General features: G+C 62.5%; 15 protein-coding genes. 10 read left to right on the forward strand and 5 right to left on the reverse strand.

Features of this window, described 5'->3' with window-relative positions; genetic code table 11:
• Positions 1–30 precede the first annotated feature (30 nt).
• Positions 31–759, reverse strand: a complete 729-nt coding sequence (locus M1D88_RS06970; protein ID WP_458113814.1) for a VIT1/CCC1 transporter family protein — start codon at positions 757–759, stop codon at positions 31–33.
• A gap of 53 nt (positions 760–812) precedes the next feature.
• Positions 813–2,096, reverse strand: a complete 1,284-nt coding sequence (locus M1D88_RS06975) for a ferritin-like domain-containing protein (RefSeq protein ID WP_458113815.1) — start codon at positions 2,094–2,096, stop codon at positions 813–815.
• Positions 2,097–2,183: 87 nt separating this feature from the next.
• On the opposite strand from M1D88_RS06975, the gene rimP reads away from it, so the two are divergent.
• The 5 genes from rimP (at position 2,184) to rbfA (ending at position 8,075) form a co-directional block, all read left to right on the forward strand.
• The gene (gene rimP / locus M1D88_RS06980) at positions 2,184–2,801 is read left to right on the forward strand and encodes a ribosome maturation factor RimP (RefSeq protein ID WP_458113816.1); all 618 of its coding nucleotides are present in this window, start codon (positions 2,184–2,186) and stop codon (positions 2,799–2,801) included.
• Entirely contained in the window at positions 2,801–3,781 is a 981-nt protein-coding gene (gene nusA, locus M1D88_RS06985) for a transcription termination factor NusA (protein ID WP_458113817.1), read from the forward strand. Before rimP ends, nusA begins: the two co-directional genes overlap by 1 nt.
• Positions 3,782–4,022: 241 nt before the next feature.
• Complete coding sequence (locus M1D88_RS06990) at positions 4,023–4,364, forward strand: YlxR family protein (protein WP_458113818.1); 342 nt, start codon at positions 4,023–4,025, stop codon at positions 4,362–4,364.
• A gap of 152 nt (positions 4,365–4,516) precedes the next feature.
• Positions 4,517–7,462: a translation initiation factor IF-2 gene (gene infB, locus M1D88_RS06995; protein WP_458113819.1), complete on the forward strand. Its 2,946-nt coding sequence runs from the start codon at positions 4,517–4,519 to the stop codon at positions 7,460–7,462.
• 100 nt (positions 7,463–7,562) lie between these two features.
• Complete coding sequence (gene rbfA, locus M1D88_RS07000; protein WP_247044072.1) at positions 7,563–8,075, forward strand: 30S ribosome-binding factor RbfA; 513 nt, start codon at positions 7,563–7,565, stop codon at positions 8,073–8,075.
• A 109-nt stretch (positions 8,076–8,184) separates the two neighbouring features.
• On the opposite strand, the gene M1D88_RS07005 is transcribed toward rbfA, so the two are convergent.
• Positions 8,185–9,300, reverse strand: coding sequence for a ScyD/ScyE family protein (locus M1D88_RS07005; RefSeq protein WP_458113820.1), 1,116 nt, complete (start codon positions 9,298–9,300; stop codon positions 8,185–8,187).
• Positions 9,301–9,551: 251 nt separating this feature from the next.
• Here M1D88_RS07005 and M1D88_RS07010 point away from each other — a divergent pair, with 251 nt between their 5' ends.
• Together M1D88_RS07010 and trxA are read left to right on the forward strand one after the other, a co-directional pair.
• Complete coding sequence (locus M1D88_RS07010) at positions 9,552–9,992, forward strand: nucleoside deaminase (RefSeq protein ID WP_458113821.1); 441 nt, start codon at positions 9,552–9,554, stop codon at positions 9,990–9,992.
• A 52-nt stretch (positions 9,993–10,044) separates the two neighbouring features.
• Positions 10,045–10,482 carry a thioredoxin gene (trxA, locus tag M1D88_RS07015; RefSeq protein ID WP_458113822.1) on the forward strand — a complete coding sequence of 146 codons (438 nt, stop codon included), beginning with the start codon at positions 10,045–10,047 and terminating at the stop codon, positions 10,480–10,482.
• Between the two features lie 24 nt (positions 10,483–10,506).
• Here trxA and M1D88_RS07020 read toward each other — a convergent pair whose 3' ends face one another.
• Positions 10,507–11,661 carry a pyridoxal phosphate-dependent aminotransferase gene (locus tag M1D88_RS07020; RefSeq protein ID WP_458113823.1) on the reverse strand — a complete coding sequence of 385 codons (1,155 nt, stop codon included), beginning with the start codon at positions 11,659–11,661 and terminating at the stop codon, positions 10,507–10,509.
• Positions 11,662–11,755: 94 nt separating this feature from the next.
• On the opposite strand from M1D88_RS07020, the gene truB reads away from it, so the two are divergent.
• The 3 genes from truB to M1D88_RS07035 all read left to right on the forward strand — a co-directional run bounded on the left by truB (position 11,756) and on the right by M1D88_RS07035 (position 13,537).
• Complete coding sequence (gene truB, locus M1D88_RS07025) at positions 11,756–12,691, forward strand: tRNA pseudouridine(55) synthase TruB (RefSeq protein WP_458113824.1); 936 nt, start codon at positions 11,756–11,758, stop codon at positions 12,689–12,691.
• 2 nt (positions 12,692–12,693) lie between these two features.
• Positions 12,694–13,047 carry a hypothetical protein gene (locus M1D88_RS07030; RefSeq protein WP_458113825.1) on the forward strand — a complete coding sequence of 118 codons (354 nt, stop codon included), beginning with the start codon at positions 12,694–12,696 and terminating at the stop codon, positions 13,045–13,047.
• A gap of 70 nt (positions 13,048–13,117) precedes the next feature.
• Positions 13,118–13,537 carry a hypothetical protein gene (locus tag M1D88_RS07035; protein ID WP_458114462.1) on the forward strand — a complete coding sequence of 140 codons (420 nt, stop codon included), beginning with the start codon at positions 13,118–13,120 and terminating at the stop codon, positions 13,535–13,537.
• Positions 13,538–14,316: 779 nt separating this feature from the next.
• Here the strand turns inward: M1D88_RS07035 and M1D88_RS07040 are convergent.
• Complete coding sequence (locus tag M1D88_RS07040; RefSeq protein ID WP_458113826.1) at positions 14,317–14,895, reverse strand: TetR/AcrR family transcriptional regulator; 579 nt, start codon at positions 14,893–14,895, stop codon at positions 14,317–14,319.
• Positions 14,896–14,927: the final 32 nt, after the last annotated feature.

The following is a 14,927-nucleotide window of genomic DNA, read 5'->3' on the forward strand; positions in this document are numbered from 1 at the left end:
GTAGTCCAGGACCCGGGCCGCGGCCGGGATTCAGACCACGCCGCTGGCTCCCAGCAGGTTGCCGATCGTGAAGGTGGCGGCCAGGGCGAGGGCACCTCCGATGACCACCCGGATGGCGGCACGGCCCTTGGAGCCGCCCCCAATCCATGCCCCCAGAGCTCCCGTGGCCGCCAGTGCAACCAGCACAGCAACAAAGGTAACGGGCACACGGATGTCCTGGGGTGGCAACAGAATGGCAAGCAACGGAAGGATGGCTCCGATGACGAACGCGGATGCCGAAGCGAACGCAGCGTGCCAGGGGCTTACGATGTCGTCCTCGTCAATGTGTAGCTCCGCTGAGAGGTGGGCGGACAGCGCGTCATGCCTTGTCAGTTCCTCGGCAACAGTCCGGGCAGTCTCAACGCTGAGGCCTTTCTGCTGGTAGATGGCCGTGAGTTCGGCAAGCTCCTCCACAGGCTGCTCCTCGAGCTCCCGGCGTTCCTTCTCGATGAGGGACTTCTGGCTGTCGCTTTGGCTGCTGACGGAGACGTACTCGCCCAGGGCCATGGAAATGGCACCCCCGACCAGCCCGGCCGCACCAGCTGCCAGAATGGGCCCCGATGCGGCCGTTGCGCCGGCGACGCCCACCACAATGGCGGCTACCGAAACGATTCCATCGTTGGCGCCCAGGACTCCTGCGCGTAGCCAGTTCAGGCGCTGCGAGAGGTCATTGCCGTGGGGCTCGTTGTCGTGGAGGCTGCCGGGCAGCGGATCATCCATGTGAACAGCAAACCACCGGGACGGGAAGCTTTCCAGTAACCAGGGTCGGATGGTCAGGACTGCTCCGCTGCTGTCTCATCATCGGCTGCTGCCCCGTCATTGCGCAGTCCATCATCGGCTGCTGCCTCATCGGGTAACGGCGGCAGTTGATCAACGTTAAATAGCACGCCAGGCACGGCGCCCGGATCCGCGCCCCACTGCACCGACCTTCGTGCAGCTTCCCAGAGGCCGGCTATCGCCCAGCGGCGTGCCGGTCCTTCGCCCAGGGCCACAAGGTCGGCATAGACGGGCAGGGTTTCCGCTTCGAGGCTCCCCAGCCCGGCGGCGGGAGCCTGCAGAAATTCCGGCTTCAGGGAATAGCCGGGTTCCTGATGGGGGGTGTCTACGCAGTGCAGACGGCTCAGCTCCTGGGCCTCCTGCAACAGTTGTTCGTGCCGCTCCATCAGCGACGACGCCGATTGCGTATTGGATTTCTCCAGACGGGTCAGCGCCACCTGATAGCCATAAATCGTCTCAGCTTCGGTTTTGACAGTTATGGACAGGGCGGCTGCGAGGAGAGAGCCGCCCTGCTGTCCGAGTCCAGTCTGTCCCGGCTCCCCGGACTGGGCAGAGGGAGAATCTGCTGTTTGGGGTGCCGGAGGTCCTGTCGAGGGAGCTGCTGATGGCCCTGCAACTGATGAGGAGGCCAGGCAGTTAGGCGTTCCGCCCTTCAGCTGATTCGCGTCTTCCGGCGTCAAGCCTGCAACTGTGACTTCGGGCGCCGGGACGCCCACTGCGCCCGCGAATGCCGACGCTTCAAGCAGTTGGGCAGTACCCACCGCTGCCAGCAGCCTGGCCATCCCGCCGTCGGCCGCTCCTGCGTCACTGGTCCTTTGAAGGCCGCTGGCGGACAAACCGGCCACCAGTTCCCCCGCAGAGGGGGTTGCAACGGTGGCCGACGCCGACGGCGACGGCGACGTGGCTGAGGGTGCCGTTTCTGAGGGCGGGACGTTGGCCGAGGCAGAAGGATCCGGAGTTGCCGTCGCCGGAGGGAGCAGGGCCTTCGCCTGCGTTGTCAGCAATCTCACAACCCGGGTAAACGCAGCCTGCTGAGCCTCCGGCGCTGCCTCAGCGAGGAGTTGGGCGGAGCTTCGCAGACTGAGCGAAGTTTCCAGGGCCGAGGCGCGGGCCTGCTCTGAAAAGGCCGGTTCAGGCGGTTCTGGAGCGGGCCGCGGCGTCATGGCAACGCCGAGGCTTATAACCAGTCCGGCAACACAGGCAAGGAGAAGGTAACGGAAATACATGAGCGGCCGTCGCTTTTCCCGGGTGTCGTCTTTCACAACAGACCATGTTGTCATGCCGGTTGACAACCGCGTGCACCAAGGCCGCTGGAAAATCGTTACGCTAGTAGTCACAACATCATCTAGCGGAAGGCGGCCGGCATCGTGAGTAATGCAGAAGCCACGACTTCATCAGACCGTACCGGGACAGGAACGGCCGGGCCCGCCGCTGCGCATCAACGCGAAGCTCAGCGGCTCCGCGCGCTCCTGGAACCCACAGTTCAGGCGCACAGGCTTTATCTGGAGGATGTTGACATCAACATCGCGGGCTCCAACAGGGTGGTCCACGTAGTGGTGGATTTGCCGCAGGAAGAAACCGGCGGGGTCAGCCTTGACGTCATTGCCGAGATTTCCAAGGAACTTTCCAATGTGCTGGACGAGGACCCCCAGGAGGACAACCGTCCTTACGACCTTGAGGTTTCCTCTCCAGGTGTAGGGCGTCCTCTGACGGAGGCGCGCCATTGGTACCGTGCGCGCGGTCGGCTGGTCAAGGTCAAGGTCATCCAGGGCGATGACGTCACGGGACGGATTGTGTCCGTAGACGACGACGGTGTGACGCTGGTACCGGAACTCGCCGTCAAAAAGGGGATGAAGCCCAAGCAGGGCGAACCCGTCAAGATTCCTTTCGACAGGATCCGTCAAGGAAAAGTCGAGATAGAGTTCAGCCACCTCGAAGAGGCTGGTCTGGAAAATGAGTACAACGGACCTTCTGAGGAGGCCTAATGGATATTGACATGAGCGCACTGAGACTCCTGGAGCGTGAGCGTGAAATCCCGCTGGATCTCCTGATTCCCACCATCGAGCAAGCGCTGCTGGTGGCCTATCACAAGTCGCCCGGCGCCTTCGAGAAGGCCCGGGCCGAACTGGACCGCAAGAGCGGTCACGTCACCATCTGGGCGACTGAGATCGACGACGACGGTGCTCCCATCGGCGAGTTCGAGGACACTCCGGCGGGCTTTGGCCGGATCGCGGCCAGCACTGCACGGCAGATCATCCTGCAGCGCCTGCGCGACGTTGAAGACGACAACGTGCTGGGTGAATTCAAGGGACGCGAAGGCGAACTTGTTGCCGGCCTCATCCAGCAGGGAAACAACCCGCACATGATCCAGGTCAACCTCGGCACGGTGGAAGCGTTGCTTCCGCCGCCCGAGCAGGTCCCCGGGGAAAAGTACATCCACGGCAACAGGCTCCGTGCCTTTGTCATCGACGTGCACCGTGGAACCAAAGGCCCGTCTATCACCCTGTCGCGATCCCACCCCGGGCTCGTTCGGAAGCTGTTCGAGCTGGAGGTCCCCGAGATCGCTGACCGGTCAGTCGAGATCGTGGCCTTGGCACGCGAAGCCGGACACCGCACCAAGATTGCGGTGAAGGCCAACATTCCCGGGATCAACGCCAAGGGTGCCTGCATCGGTGAAATGGGCTCGCGGGTTCGAGCGGTCATGACCGAGCTCAATGACGAGAAAATCGACATTGTGGACTACAGCGAGGACCCCGCAACTTTCATCGCAAGTGCATTGTCGCCGTCGCGCGTGAACTCCGTCACCATTACCGATGAAGCCACGCGCTCTGCCCGCGTGGTGGTTCCGGACTACCAGCTGTCCCTGGCGATCGGCAAGGAAGGCCAGAACGCACGTCTCGCGGCCAAGCTCACCGGATGGCGGATAGACATCGTCTCCGACGCCGCCGTCGACCGGAACAAGTAAACAACTGGAACAATTACTTCCAGTGAGGGGCCGGGGGCAGTACTTGCCGCCGGCCCTGTTCCGTATTTCCCGTCCACTTCCCGGCCGCGGTTTCAAGACAATGGGCCGAGTGGGGCTAGAATAGACAAGACCGCGCCTATCGGCCGGTGTTCGTGTGCCTGCAGTAAGTCGCCGGCTGCCCAATGGGTGGCGACGGATGATCGGAGGCAGCAGTTATGTACTGGCAGGAAGATACTCGAGAGTGGCAGAAACGCAACGCTTGAAGGATCAGCCCCAGCGAACCTGCATCGGATGCCGAAAGAAGGGATTGCGGTCAGAGTTACTCCGGCTCGTCGCCGAAGGCAGTGGATCTTCCGCTGTCATCGTGGATGAACGACGCCGGATGGCTGGCCGGGGTGCATGGCTGCATCCCAGCGAAAAGTGTCTGGCCCTGGCGATCAAGCGGCGGGCTTTCGGACGTGCTCTTAACGGGGCAACCGGAACCGCCGAAGTCGAACGCCGGATAACGGCAGGCACGAAAGCCGTGGACACCCCGGTGGCCGCAGCAACAACCGTCCAACCTGAAAGCGGGTCAGAAAACTGATGGAAACCCGATGAGTTCCCAGCGATGAGTGCGCAACGATGACAACTTTGTTGCGCTCTGCAATGGGCCTTCCAGCTGTATGTGCGGCGGAGGCCCGCAGTAAGAAGTAGACGGTTCGTGCCTGGCTCGGTGCGGACCGAGACAGGAGAAATGTGGCCAAGGTCCGCGTACATGAGCTTGCTAAAGAGCTCGGTATTACTTCCAAAGATGCAGTAACCAAACTGCAGGAACTGGGCGAATTCGTTCGCTCCGCCTCTTCCACCATTGAGGCACCCGTTGTGAGGAAACTCCGCAACGCTTTCCCCGGCGCCGCCGCTTCCTCAACCGAAGCCGCCGCCCCATCCAAGGCTGATGCCAGCCCGGCAACTGCACGCCAGGCGCCTGCGCCTGGTCCTGCTGCCCCCAAGGCACCGGCACCTGCTGCTCCGGCACCGGCCGCCAAGGCAGAAGCACCCGCTCCTGCTGCAGCCGCGCCTGCTGCTCCGGCTCCGGCGTCGTCAGCTCCGGCGGCCCCAGCAGCCTCTGCAGCTCCGGCTGCACCCGCTGCACCGTCCACGGGCGCCAAGCCCGGTGCGCGTCCGGCTCCCAAGGCTGAAGCTCCGGCAGCGCCGGCGGCTCCCTCCCGCCAGGGTGGTTCAGCCCCTCGTCCGGGCGGTCCCCGACCGGGCAACAACCCGTTTGCGACGTCCCAGGGTATGCCCCGGGGCCGCGGCGGCGACAATGAACGTCCCCCGCGTCCGGGCAACAACCCGTTCGCAACCTCACAGGGCATGCCGCGTCCCGGTGGCAGCCGCACTGAAGGCGACCGTCCCGGCCACGCCGGCCAGCGTCCTGCCGCAGGTGCAGGCGGTCCCCGTCCGGGTGCTCCCCGTACAGGTGGCGCCGGCGGAGCCGGTGCGCGTCCCGGCGCTCCCCGCACGGGTGGCGCTCCGGGCACTGGTGGTCCTCGTCCCGCAGGCGCCGGTGGAAACCGGCCCACGCCGGGCATGATGCCTAACCGCACCGAGCGTCCCGCACCTGCTGGTGCCGGTGGACGTCCCGGCGGCGGCGCCCGTGGTCCGGGCCGTCCAGGCGGCGCACCGGGTACCGGCGGTGCTCCGGGTGCCGGTGGCGGAGCTCCCGCTGGCGGAGGCTTCGGTAAGGGTGGCCGCGGTCGCGGTGGCACCCAGGGTGCCTTCGGTAAGGGCGGAGCAGGCCGCGGCAAGCAGCGCAAGTCGAAGCGTGCCAAGCGTCAGGAACTGGAGCAGATGAGTGCTCCGTCGCTGGGTGGCGTGAGCGTACCCCGCGGCGACGGCAACACAGTCGTAAGGCTGCGCCGTGGATCCTCCATCACGGACTTTGCCGACAAGATCGAGGCGAACCCCGCCGCGTTGGTTACCGTGCTCTTCCACCTCGGCGAGATGGCAACTGCAACACAGTCGCTTGACGAGGAAACCTTCGCCCTCCTGGGTGAAGAGCTGGGCTACAAGCTGCAGGTTGTTTCGCCGGAGGACGAGGAGCGCGAGCTGCTCAGCACCTTTGACATCGACTTCGATGCAGAGCTTGAAGCAGAAGGCGACGAAGACCTTGAGGCACGTCCTCCTGTTGTCACCGTCATGGGCCACGTCGACCACGGTAAAACCCGCCTGCTCGATGCCATCCGCAAGTCCGACGTCATGGCGGGCGAGCACGGCGGCATCACGCAGCACATTGGTGCTTACCAGGTCACGCACACCCATGAGGGTGAAGACCGCAAGATCACCTTCATCGATACTCCGGGCCACGAGGCGTTCACCGCCATGCGTGCCCGTGGTGCGAAGGTCACCGACATCGCCATCCTGGTGGTAGCAGCGGACGACGGCGTTATGCCCCAGACCGTTGAAGCCCTCAACCACGCACAGGCGGCCAACGTGCCGATCGTTGTGGCTGTGAACAAGATCGACAAGGAAGGCGCCAACCCGGAGAAGGTCCGCGGCCAGCTGACCGAGTACGGACTGGTTCCCGAAGAATACGGTGGCGACACCATGTTCGTTGAGGTTTCTGCCCGTCAGAACCTGAACATCGACGAGCTGCTCGAGGCCGTGCTGCTGACCGCGGACGCTGCCTTGGACATGCGCGCCAACCCGAATAAGGACGCCCGCGGTATCGCGATCGAAGCCAACCTCGACAAGGGCCGCGGTTCAGTGGCAACTGTCCTGGTCCAGTCCGGTAGCCTGCGCGTCGGCGACACGATTGTTGCCGGTACGGCCCATGGCCGTGTCCGTGCAATGTTCGACGACGACGGTTCTGCACTGACTGAGGCTGGCCCGTCCCGTCCGGTCCAGGTGCTGGGTCTGTCCAACGTGCCGCGAGCCGGTGACACCTTCTTCGTGACAGCTGACGAGCGTACCGCCCGCCAGATCGCAGAGAAGCGTGAAGCTGCCGACCGCAACGCCGCCCTGGCCAAGCGCCGCAAGCGCATCAGCCTGGAAGACTTCGACCAGGCCGTCGCCGAAGGCAAGATCGACACCCTCAACCTCATCCTCAAGGGTGACGTTTCCGGTGCCGTGGAAGCCCTTGAAGACGCGCTGCTCAAGATCGACGTCGGCGAGGGTGTCCAGCTCCGCGTTATCCACCGCGGTGTTGGCGCGATCACGCAGAACGACGTCAACCTGGCGACGGTGGACAGCGCCGTCATCATCGGCTTCAACGTCAAGCCTGCCGAGCGTGTTGCCGAACTGGCAGACCGCGAAGGCGTGGACATGCGTTTCTACTCCGTCATCTACGCAGCAATTGATGACATCGAGATGGCCCTCAAGGGCATGCTCAAGCCGGAGTACGAAGAGGTCCAGCTTGGCACTGCCGAGGTCCGCGAAGTGTTCCGTTCCTCCAAGTTCGGCAACATTGCCGGTTCCATCGTTCGCTCGGGTGTTATCCGACGCAACACGAAGGCCCGCATCAGCCGCGACGGCAAGGTCATCGGCGACAACCTCACGGTTGAGACGCTCAAGCGATTCAAGGATGACGCCACCGAGGTCCGCACGGACTTCGAGTGTGGTATCGGCCTTGGTTCGTTCAACGACATCAACGAGGGCGACATCATCGAGACCTTCGAGATGCGCGAGAAGCCGCGCGTCTAAGGTTCTTTGCTGAGAAATCAGCGCAGTAACCCGGGTCGGGGCCGTTGGATTATTCCGGCGGCCCCTCCCTTTCTAATTTTTCTATTTCCAGGAGGAAGTCATGGCTGATCCGGCACGCGCTGCCAAGTTGGCGCAGCGGATTAAGGTGGTTGTTGCCGAGGCGTTGGGCCGGAAGGTCAAGGATCCCCGGCTTGAGGGCATCACTGTCACTGACGCCCGCGTCACCAACGATCTGCAGCACGCCACCATCTACTACACCGTCCTCGGTGACCAGGTGGTACAGGCGGACGCTGCAAAGGGTCTCGACAAAGCCAAGGGCGTCCTGCGGCAGGAGGTCGGCCGCAACATCACTGTCCGGCTGACGCCCACCCTCGAGTTCGTGGCAGATCAGATCCCTGTCGTGGCATCCAACCTTGAGGAGCTGCTCCGGGCAGCCAAGAAGCGCGATGCCGAGGTTGCTGCGCTGGCTCAGAACGCCAAGCATGCCGGCGATGCCGATCCTTACAAAACAGATGCTCCGCAGGATGATGTGGACATCGATGAGGACGACTTCGACGACGAGGACATCGAGTTCAGCGGCGACAACGAGATCGACGAAGACAACAGCAAGTAGAAGTCTTCTTCAAGACTGTGGCCGGATCCAGACGGATCCGGCCACAGTCAGTTAAACGTGCTGCTCAACTGGATTTGTTGCTCAACCAGTGTGCTGCTCAAGGCACGGTTCAATGGTCTCCTTGCCAAAGGGTGACTATCTGACCTGCCGGTGGTGCGGTGGGTTCCCCGGGCAACGCGTTCACCGTGGCGTAGATGGTGTCGCCCCGAATATCCACATCGGCCGTGAGCATGGCGGTCAGCACCACCCGCTCTTTGCCGGAATGCGCGGAGAACTTCAAAACGCCCTCCCCGAAGAGGGATGCCACGTAGATGTTTCCGTTGTCATCCATGTCGATTCCGGTCGGAGACATGATCTCGTCGGCAAATACCTTCACGTGCCCCTTGTCCGGATTGACCTTGAACACCGCTCCCCGGGAGCCGAGCGCCGGGTCTTCCGGTCCTCCTGGCAGGGAGGTTACATACAGCCAGCCGTCCGGACCGAGCTCCACATCCGTGGGCACCGCTTCGAACCAGTACGTGTGGCCAACAGCGCATGCCGGGAGGCCCGAAGCGGCTGCTGCTTCCTCAGTCACAAGGAAAGGCCGAGGCGGAAGGACGGCAACGGTTTTCGTCTCTCCGGTATGAACATCTACTGAGACAACGCTGTTGGCTCCTGCATCAGCGACATAAATGGTGCTGCCGTAGATGTCGATGCCGTAAGGATGGGAGTCGATTTCGCCTGTGTACGATGCCCGCGCATGCTCCGGCAACAAGGCTGCACAATCCGCCGGCAGGTTTTCGAATCCGTAGGTGATCCCGCCGTCGGCGTTCTCCGTCGTCTCCAGGGCTGCCAGATCCCCGAAGGTCCGCTGCGTACCGTCAGGGTTCAGAGCACGGATGTGTCCCGCAAGGGGAAGACCATCAAAGCCTCCCGCGCCCTGGCTTTCTGCAACATAGATGGTGTCCCCGCCGAGGTCGCTGCCGGCAACGCTCCAGCCCGGGTTGTCGTGGAGCACTGTGCGTTGGCCATTCTTGTCAATTTGAATCAGCTGTCCCAAGAACTGCTCCGTCACAAGGACGGAGCCCCCTGGACCGTCGCCGATGTGCAAAGGACTGAACAGGCCGTCGGCCCAGACTGTCGGTGCGGCAGGCGCTTCATCTTCGGAGGCGTGGGTGGCTGGTGCAGCGATAAGGAGTGCAGCCGCGGTGGTGAGAACCGCAGCGAAGGGTAGTTGTTTTCTCATTTTGTCTCCAATGTCGGGGTGCGAGCATCCAGTACATTGAGACCCTTGTTTTGACCCGTCGACAACGGCGTCTCCCCCAAACGCGAGTAGTTTAGTACCGCACTTCGGGAGATGTCGATGCCTGCGGAAAAGGGTGGTGTGGGGCCTCGGTAAATGCATGGCACGGAAGCCCGGGAAAATCGCCGCCGTCTGGCTATGATCAGAAGATGAGCGGCTCAGGGAATGGTTCAGGTTCCACAGATTATCTGGACATGGCGATTCGCCTTGCGATCCAGAACGTTGCTGAAGGCGGCGGACCATTCGGTGCCTTGGTGGTCACTCCGGACGGTCGGCGGTTCGAAGGGGTCAACCGCGTCACTCGGGACAAAGATCCCACGGCCCATGCCGAGGTAGTAGCCATCAGGAACGCGGCCACCGGTACCGGACACTTTGACCTTAGCGGCTCGGTGCTGTACACCAGCTGCGAGCCTTGCCCGCTGTGCCTCGCCTCGGCTCTCTGGGCCAGGATGGACAGCGTCTACTTTGCCGCGGACCGCCATGGTGCTGCAGCCGCCGGATTTGATGACGCGGTGTTCTATGAATACTTCGCCGGAAGCCGTCCGGAACTGTTGCCGGTCCGGCAAGCAGCCATCCCGACGTCGAACCGTCCTTTCGAGGCCTGGCACGCCCACCGCAACCGCATTGACTATTGAAGGCTCAGTTGACGAGCCTTACAGGGCAACCGGCGCGAGACACGAGACGTAGATGGCTTCTCAACTGATCAAATGCCTGCACTGCGGCAAGACCAACAGGGTTCCTGGTGCAGCCTCGGGCAGGCCCCGCTGTGCCAATTGCAAGCAGGATCTGCCTTGGGTAGCGGTGGCAGGTGACGAAGATTTTGCCTCGGTGGCTGAAGCATCGAGCGTTCCGGCGCTCATTGATTTTTGGGCCGAGTGGTGCGGGCCCTGCAGGATGGTGAGCCCTGTCCTGGATCAGCTCGCGCAGGAGAAGGCAGGCGCGATCAAACTCGTCAAGGTGGATGTGGATCGGGCACCTGGCCTGTCAGCGCGGTTCGCGATCCAGTCCATACCCACCCTAATGGTGATCATCAAGGGCACAGTGGTGGCACGGCAAGTCGGCGCTGCGCCCGCCCCAGCACTCCGGGCCTGGTTGGACAAGGCGCTGTCAGGCGCGCGTAGGTAGTGTCAGCTTCGCGTGGGTAGCGGGTCAGACCCGGGCGGGTAGTCGGGAGACGCCGTCCATCAGGTCCTGGGGCTGGCCGCACAGGGAGATCCGGATCCAGCCCTCTCCGATGGAGCCGAAGGCAGTTCCCGGGGCAAAAGAAACACCTTCCTCAGCGAGGAAGCCATGTACCCAGGCCCTGACGTCTCCGCCACTGACATGGGATACGTCCGCCCACAAGTAGAAGGCGCCCTGTGCATCCAGGAAGGGAATGCCCTTTGCCGCCAAAACTGTTGAGGCGGCGTCGCGGTTGGCGCGATAGTGATTGCGGGCTTCAGCCACATAATCCTGGGGTCCGGTCAGGGCGGCAACTGCAGCATACTGTGACGGCGAAGCCACGCAGGACACGATGCTCTCCATCACGTTGTTCATACGCTTCTCCAGCCCTGGAGGGCACACCAGCGCACCGATCCGCAGACCAGTGAGACCGTAAGTCTTTGACAGCGTCAGGGAGGTGAACACCCGCGCTTCTCCAGGCTCCGTGCCATCAAAAACTGCCGGACTCACGTGGGGAACATCGAACGTGAAGGCTTCATAACACTCGTCGGAAATGATCCACAGGTCATGAACCCTGGCCAGCTCCACAAGCTGCTTCATCAGCTCACCGGGAATGACGGCGCCCAGCGGGTTCGACGGTGAATTGAGCATCAGAACCTTTGTCCTGGGGGAGATCAGGGATTCAATGTCACTAATGCGTGGCTGGAAGTGCTGGTAGGGATAGAGGGGGTACCGGACAGGCACCGCGTGCAACAGGCTGCTGGTCATTACGAAGGTGGGATAGCCGGGGTTGGGGATCAGGATCTCATCACCTGGACCCAGCAGCAGGCTCATGGCCAGATGCAGTCCTTGCTGTGCCCCTTCCACTACGTACACGCGGTCGCCATTGATCTCCGTCCCGGTCTGCTGCCGGAACCGGGCGGCGAACGCTTCGCGGAGTACGGGAAGGCCGGCGTTCGGTGTGTAGTTCGTCTCGTCGCGGTCCAGGCACGCCATCCCGGCCTCCAGGACATGGCGGGGAACTGCAAAGCCGGGTTCGCCGATGCTGAGAACCAGCGAGCCGGGAGTACGCCACGCCGCCTCTGTGATCTCACGGATCTGGTTGACGGGAACGTCGCGGACATGCGCGGCAAGCTCTGGCATGAGAGCCATCCTAACGCGGTGCCTGCGGCTTTCCCTGCTGCCCCGATCTGCCCGGGCGTCAGGAGGCGGCAGCCGCAAAGATATACTGGGAGGCGTGCTTTCTGGACTGGTAATAGTGGATAAGCCGCAAGGCTGGACCAGCCACGATGTGGTTGGACGGATGCGGCGGCTCGCCGGTACCCGGAAAGTGGGTCATGCAGGGACCTTGGATCCCATGGCCACGGGCGTGCTGGTGGTGGGAATCAACAAGGCGACGCGGCTCCTGACGTACATCGTCGGAACGTCCAAGACCTATACGGCTACCATCCGGCTCGGCGAATCTACGGTGACTGACGACGCTGAAGGCGAAGTCACTGCGACCCACACCGCAGTGGACGTGTCCGAGGCAGCCATCCGGGCCGGCGTCGTCGCCCTTACCGGAGAACTTGAGCAGATTCCCAGCAGTGTCAGCGCCATCAAGGTCAATGGGGAGCGGGCCTACGCCCGTGTCCGGTCCGGTGAAGAGGTCACGTTGAAGGCCCGTCCCGTAACCATCCATCGCTTCGATGTGCACAGCATCAGGCCAGTCGACGACGGCAGGGTAGTGGACGTCGACGTCACCGTTGAATGTTCTTCAGGTACCTACATCCGGGCTCTGGCACGCGACCTTGGAAATGCTCTTGGTGTTGGCGGGCACCTGACTGCGCTGCGCAGGACGCACGTGGGTCCTTACTCTCTGGAGCAAGCCAGGACCCTTGAGCAACTGGCAGAGGAACTCGAAGTATTGGAAATCTCCGAGGCGGCCCGCGCCCTGCTGCCTAACCGGCAGCTGAGCGAGGCTGAAACCACTGAGATTTCGTTCGGACGACGGGTACTCGCCGGGCCTGCGGCGGGGACACCAGGTGCAGCCACTGTGGAGAAGCCCGCCGCCGCCTTCGCTCCCGACGGAACGCTCGTTGCCTTGCTGGCCGATGCTGGAAGCTTTGCCAAGCCTGTGCTTGTCTTCGCGCCAGGGAACGGGCTTCCCTACGCCGACGGCAGGGACAAGTAGCTGTGGATGCCTACTTCTACATCATCCTGGTGGTCGGCCTCCTGTCCACGATCATCTGCGTTACGGCCGGCATCCTAAGGAAAGGGCCAAACGACGTCACTATCCTGTCCGTTGCGGCAGTTGAACTCGCGCTCCTCGTCTACCTCATCGGCTCAATCATCAGGGTCACGTCGGGGGAGCCTATTGCAGGTGAGGCATGGGAGTTCTGGGGCTATCTCCTCACAGCGCTCATGCTCCCGGTCGGGGCAATCTACTGGTCCATCCTTGAACGCACCCGCTGGAGCAACTTTGTCCTGGCAGCGGTGGGAGTCACGGCCTTGGTGATGGCCGCCCGAATGAATCAGATCTGGTACTGACGTGAAGGAACCCCAAAACGTGGCAGCACAATCCTCTGAATCTCCAGGCGCAGTGACGGGTACCGGCAAGATGGCCGGCAATACGCGCAATACCGGCCCTGGTCGCCTGCTTATTGCCGTCTATGCGGTCTTCGCCATATCGGCCACGGCCCGCGCCGGCTACCAGATCCTCACGAAGTTTTCCGAAGCTCCACTGGCATACCTGCTGTCAGCTTTTGCCGCCGTCGTGTATGTCATTGCTACCGTCTCGTTGGCCAAACCAGGGCGGACCTGGTTCAAGGTCTCTGTTGCTGCCGTCCTCGTGGAACTTGTCGGCGTCCTGGTGGTCGGCGCACTGAGCGTGTTTGATGCCGTCCAGTTCCCCCACGAAACCGTGTGGTCGCTTTTCGGACGGGGTTACGCCTTCATTCCCTTGGTTCTGCCTATTCTGGGGCTGGCCTGGCTTTACCGCCGGCGGCCTTCGGCTACGGTTCCGACACCTTCGACCTAAACCTCTTCACGGGACCGGCCAGCCCGTCCCGCCCGCCAGAGAAGAACTCGCCACCGCCCTCGCCGCCGAAGCTCCCGGGACAGGGTCGGCCGACCTGTCGGTCACGGCCCCGATCCGAGGCAGCGAGTGTCCTTGGGAGCGCAACACCGCGATCTCTTGAATACCTCGCCATGACAACACCCATCCGGTAAGTGTTGCAATCACCACAAGAACCCAAGGTTCTTCAAACACACACCTGCCAGTTACCGGGTCAGGCCCACTGCCAAGGAAATGGAACACTCTGTAGGCGTATCAGCGAAGTCTCGTCGTAATGCCCGAATTAGGGATGTGTTCGCGATCTTGAACTCAGCATCTACTTAGTCGTTTTTGCCTGCTCGCCCTGCCCATGGGTGATATATGTCGCGAGTCCTATTGAGACCATGAGGAGGGCAGAGACCGCGGTCTCAGATCCGATGGATAATCCCGCGGTCATGACGATGGTGCTGATAAACAGGATCACGAAGAGCCACATCGCTGTCCTCATCTCACTGCTTTCTAACAGTCCCTGTCGGGCTTCTTTTATCTCTCAGCCGTTTCTAGTTGTCTTCCTAGCTTGCTCTCTCTTCCAGAGAAGTAAAGGGAGACTGCACAGCTCTCAGACCCCTCTCAGGCAACTCCCCGGGCCGGGCCCCACTTGCAGTTCCTTGGGCGTGAGTAAGTCAGTTGGCTCCGCCAGGGGCAAGCCAGTCCATGGGCCTCGGTCCTGGCGCTGGAAAAGCGGGTGGGGCAGCAAGGTCGTGTCATCGGCTACCCGCGGCGTCGACGTTGATCACGAGAAACCGCTGCAATGCCTCGGCAATCGACGCATCCTCCGTTCGCCGTTGCCCAAAAAGCAACCCGAAGAGGATGCCGGTGAAGAAGTCGATCAGATCTAATGAAGCTCCGTCAGCATCGCTTCCGCCGAGCGCGACAAGCAGCTTCGTGGCCAGCTCGCGGGAGACCAGGCAACCCGCCAACTGCGCGCGCAACTCGGGATCGCCTTCCACCTCCGGTAGCAGCGAGAACACCGCGAGGGCGTCATCGCGGCGAAGACCAGCGAGTAACAGAAGCTGACCCTCCATGAAATTTGCAGCCGTGCGCGGCGTGACCGTCACTGGTAAGTGCGACTCGTCGAACGCCGCGCGCGAGTTTTCCCTTACGCGCCCGATGGTCGCAATGACGAGGTCGCGACGGGTGCGGAAGTAGTACGACGTGGACCCCGTCGCGAGGCCGGCCGCCCTGTCGACGGCCTGGTGAGAGAGGGCGCGCGCACCCCCCTTGGCGAGCACAGTGATCGCATGGTCGGTGATCAACGGACGCCGGTCCCCGGGTCTGGCCATCTAACTCTCCTCATCACTCTATAGATATAGAG

Source organism: Arthrobacter sp. R1-13, from assembly GCF_054161475.1.

Bases quoted from the DNA above. Each gene is read 5' to 3' on its own strand.
- M1D88_RS06970 (WP_458113814.1), bottom strand. From the start codon at position 759: ATGGATGATCCGCTGCCCGGCAGCCTCCACGACAACGAGCCCCACGGC.
- M1D88_RS06975 (WP_458113815.1), bottom strand. From the start codon at position 2,096: ATGACAACATGGTCTGTTGTGAAAGACGACACCCGGGAAAAGCGACGG.
- nusA (WP_458113817.1), top strand. From the start codon at position 2,801: ATGGATATTGACATGAGCGCACTGAGACTCCTGGAGCGTGAGCGTGAA.
- rbfA (WP_247044072.1), top strand. From the start codon at position 7,563: ATGGCTGATCCGGCACGCGCTGCCAAGTTGGCGCAGCGGATTAAGGTG.
- M1D88_RS07005 (WP_458113820.1), bottom strand. From the start codon at position 9,300: ATGAGAAAACAACTACCCTTCGCTGCGGTTCTCACCACCGCGGCTGCA.
- M1D88_RS07010 (WP_458113821.1), top strand. From the start codon at position 9,552: ATGGCGATTCGCCTTGCGATCCAGAACGTTGCTGAAGGCGGCGGACCA.
- trxA (WP_458113822.1), top strand. From the start codon at position 10,045: ATGGCTTCTCAACTGATCAAATGCCTGCACTGCGGCAAGACCAACAGG.
- M1D88_RS07020 (WP_458113823.1), bottom strand. From the start codon at position 11,661: ATGCCAGAGCTTGCCGCGCATGTCCGCGACGTTCCCGTCAACCAGATC.
- M1D88_RS07035 (WP_458114462.1), top strand. From the start codon at position 13,118: ATGGCCGGCAATACGCGCAATACCGGCCCTGGTCGCCTGCTTATTGCC.
- M1D88_RS07040 (WP_458113826.1), bottom strand. From the start codon at position 14,895: ATGGCCAGACCCGGGGACCGGCGTCCGTTGATCACCGACCATGCGATC.